Below are 3,623 nucleotides of genomic sequence, written 5' to 3'. Positions count from 1 at the left end.
CTGCATTATTTATATGAGGTAGTGCTACATTTACTCCTTGTCTTTGTACGTTTCCTATAGCTGCTGCTACTTTACCATAGTTTGTTGATCCATCCTGTTCTTCGTCTGCTGAACCAGAGTTACATATTAATACTGAAGTTAACCAATATATTAATGGATAGTGGTAGGCTAGATTCATTTCTTGTATTGCTATAACCGAATAAGGTACAGTATGGTTTCTAGAAAATGCGTAACCGAATTGTTTTCCAAATTGTTCGTTCCATACATAGTTCAAAAACTCTTTCGATCTGCCTACATTCTCTCCTTTTTTAAAGAACAGCTCTTTACTTTCTACAATTTGACTTTCTATTTTTTTACTAATACCTTTTCTTAGTTTATTTGCTTCCGTTTCAGTAAAGTTGCTTATTTTTGGATTCATAGACATCTCCATAACATCTTCTTGAGTAGATGCAATTCCAGATAGCGATAATAAATGTGGTTCTAGTATTTTCATTTCATCTTTTGTTAATTCTGCTAATTTCATATCGTTATACCATTCATTTATATTGTTTTTATATCTTATAAACGTTTGAGTCGGTGTTTCATTACCATCACAGGACAGTCTCATTAAACTATTTGCATGTGCCAATTGTTCTAAACTGTCTGGTCTTGTGCTTTTTATTGTCTGTATCCCGATAGAAGTCTGAAACTGAAATACGTCTAGTATCGTACCTTCTCCTAGCATATCCCACATTTCCTTAGTATTATAGTCTAATACATCTGGATGAAGGTATTGATCATAAGTTTTTTTTAAAGTCCCTTGGTATTTCATATATCCATCTCTAACCAATAAATCCATACAAACTCTTATTTTATCAAGTCCCTCAATTGTTAAGGCATCGAACTTAAGATTACCTAAGTCTGTAGAGTCATTCATATCAAAAGAAGTTACCTCCACACCTGATGATGTCTTCATAAGTGCGTTATTCTCTTTTAAATATCCATCTTCATATATAAATATTCCTGACGCATGTACTGACTTACCAACTATTAATCCTTCTGTTTCTATTAATGCTTCTTCTAACCCTTCAAATTCCGACACTATGTTTTTAAATTCAGTTATCGATTTTCTCTCTTTTTTTTCGTTACCATATAACATATCTTCTATAGTCCATTGCTGTCCTCTTTCCGATTTAACCATTGAAGCCATTGCATTAGCTACATCACTATTTATATTCATTCCTCTACAACACGTTTGTATTGTTGACCTAGAACCTTCTGTCTTAAAAGTACCTATATTCAAAACATTGTCATTTCCATTGTTAAAATGATTTTTAAATGCTTCCAATATTTTTTTTCTTTTACTGTTTTCGCTGTCAAAATCGAAATCTGGAAGCTCGGGGCGGCTCACACTTAAATGTCTATAGTAAGGTAAATTATGTTCTATTGCACTTATTTGACACAGTTCCAATAGATAAGCTGTATAAAAGCCCGTTCCACTTCCTCTCGATACTCCAATTAAAGAATCTCCTTCATCCCAACATATGTCAATTAGCAAGTTCATCATATTATAATATGAAGCCATATTTTCGTTTAATCGTATAGACACTTCCCATAGTACTTCCATTTCATCATTTATTCTACTTATGTTTGTATCATTAAACTTTTGCTTTCTATTTATAAAACCTTCTTCTACTAAGTGTAAGAAGAATCTATCTTGCTCATTTTCACTTTCTGAGAAGTTTTTTATATATTTAAACTTGTCATAATATTCTTTAAATAAGTGCTTTAGCTCAAATTTTGGTAGTTTTCTTTTAGGTATTTTTACTGGTGAATCTAGTGTATATTTTTCGCACTTATTAGCAATATTTACTGTATTTTTCATTGCCGTTTTAAAATCTTCATAAGACATCGATAGTTTGCAATAGCTCCACATTTCTTCTATAGTCATCATATAAGATGTTTTGTAAAACTCATCTCTTTCATTTGCACCTTTGTCACTGTTAGCATTTATGAACGCTGAGTGTATCTTTCTCTTGTTTTTGTCTGTATAGTGACTATCTGTAGATATTACAAAATCTAGTCCATACGCTTTAGCTATTAATATTGCATTTTCATTGTATAATACTTGGTCAATATCGTCATTTGGCTGCAATTCTACAAAATAATTCTCTTTACCGAATGTATCTATACACCATATTATAAAATTATGTATATCTATTTTATTTTCTTGCGTTTTGTTATTTGCGAATGATATTATTTTCGACGATAATTCTGACCCTAAGCAAGCTGATGTACATATTATATCTCCTTTGTATTCTTCCATTATTTCTTTAAGTTGATTTTTTTCTATTGGAGTTCTTTCCAATTTTCCAGTTAAGTAAGAATTATCCCAAGATTTAGAACTTATTTTCCTTATTCCTTCGTGTCCTTTTTTATTTTTTGCCAGTAATACCATATGATAGTATTTACCATTTGATTCCCTTGTTTCTTCTATATTATCTATTAGATATATTTCTTCACCTAGTATTAGTTTGAAGTCTTTGTCTATATAGTTTTTATTGTAGTGTTCTAATGCCTTGTAGTGTGATGATACACAAGAATGGTCTGTTATTGCTACTGCCTTATATTTCAAATTATAAGCCGTATCTATTAATTTATCCTCTCTTATTATACTATCTCTCATTCCTTTGATATTTGAGTAGTGTGTGTGGTTGTGTAAGCTCGCAAAATCTAAATTTTCTACTTCATTCATAATTATCTCCCTCACTTTCTTCCTTATATATCCATATTAACACAAAAAACACCCTTTTTCAAGAGTGTTTATTATTAATTATATGTTTACTTATGATATTTTTACTATATTAAATCTTGCTCTATTTCTTCAAGACTATTTCCATATGTAATCCCAACTATTTTTATTTTATCTGGAGCATTTTTTAAATTTAAATCATCATTATACGCAATTTGATAGTATTCTAATTTCTTTCCAAAGTTGTTGGTTGGATTTATTATAACTTCACATTCTTCAAATCCATACATCCAAACTTTAACTCCTACATACTTAGTTCCATTTTCTATTGCAGCCTCAAAACATTTTTTTAGATTTTCTAATTTCATCTCTTTCTCCTTATTTTTTTATTTTTATTTATTCACTTAAAAGAAGCATTTTATTTATTTTTTTTTACTTTACTATCTCGATTTTCATATTGTCACAAGCTAAACCTTCTTCTTCAAACACCAATTTAAGTGAAGGTGTATCATCTCCTAGTATTACAGAGGTGTCTTCTAGGTTTATTATAGTGTCAATATCCCTTAATATTTGTTCATAATTATATTTATTAATTTTAGTGTGTGCTACTTCAATTTCTCCATTCCGCTTAATTCCAGTTAATTTAACTCTCATATCTACTCCTCAATTATTATTTTATGTTTTGTTTCCTCACTTATCGGACATTCATTTTCTATGTATTCTTCAATATTGATATCTCTCAAATCTCCATCATATTCAAAAGCAACGATTGTTGTTAATATACTTTTAATTTCCATCTTCAATATAGTCCCTTAATAAAATTTCAAATGTATCTTCTAGTACATTTACAGATATGCTATTACCAGCTTGTTTTGCTATTTGTCTTTCTGGA

At 29.8% G+C, this 3,623-nt stretch carries 4 protein-coding genes; all 4 read right to left on the bottom strand.

What is annotated here, in order from left to right:
- Window positions 1-2,734 (bottom strand): PHP domain-containing protein (locus ACRDBA_RS03470; protein ID WP_438571536.1); only part of this gene is annotated, 2,734 nt, incomplete at its 3' end.
- A 104-nt stretch (window positions 2,735-2,838) separates the two neighbouring features.
- The gene (locus ACRDBA_RS03465) at window positions 2,839-3,099 is read right to left on the bottom strand and encodes a hypothetical protein (protein WP_438571535.1); all 261 of its coding nucleotides are present in this window, start codon (window positions 3,097-3,099) and stop codon (window positions 2,839-2,841) included.
- A 64-nt stretch (window positions 3,100-3,163) separates the two neighbouring features.
- Window positions 3,164-3,385: a hypothetical protein gene (locus ACRDBA_RS03460; RefSeq protein WP_438571534.1), complete on the bottom strand. Its 222-nt coding sequence runs from the start codon at window positions 3,383-3,385 to the stop codon at window positions 3,164-3,166.
- A 2-nt stretch (window positions 3,386-3,387) separates the two neighbouring features.
- A complete protein-coding gene (locus ACRDBA_RS03455; RefSeq protein ID WP_438571533.1) occupies window positions 3,388-3,534 on the bottom strand; it encodes a hypothetical protein in 147 nt (48 codons plus the stop codon).
- Window positions 3,535-3,623: the final 89 nt, after the last annotated feature.

The organism is Clostridium sp., assembly GCF_051654825.1.
Classification (GTDB): domain Bacteria; phylum Bacillota; class Clostridia; order Clostridiales; family Clostridiaceae; genus Clostridium.
Note: the sequence above shows the minus strand (reverse complement) of the source record. Positions and strands in the feature narration are given on the sequence as shown.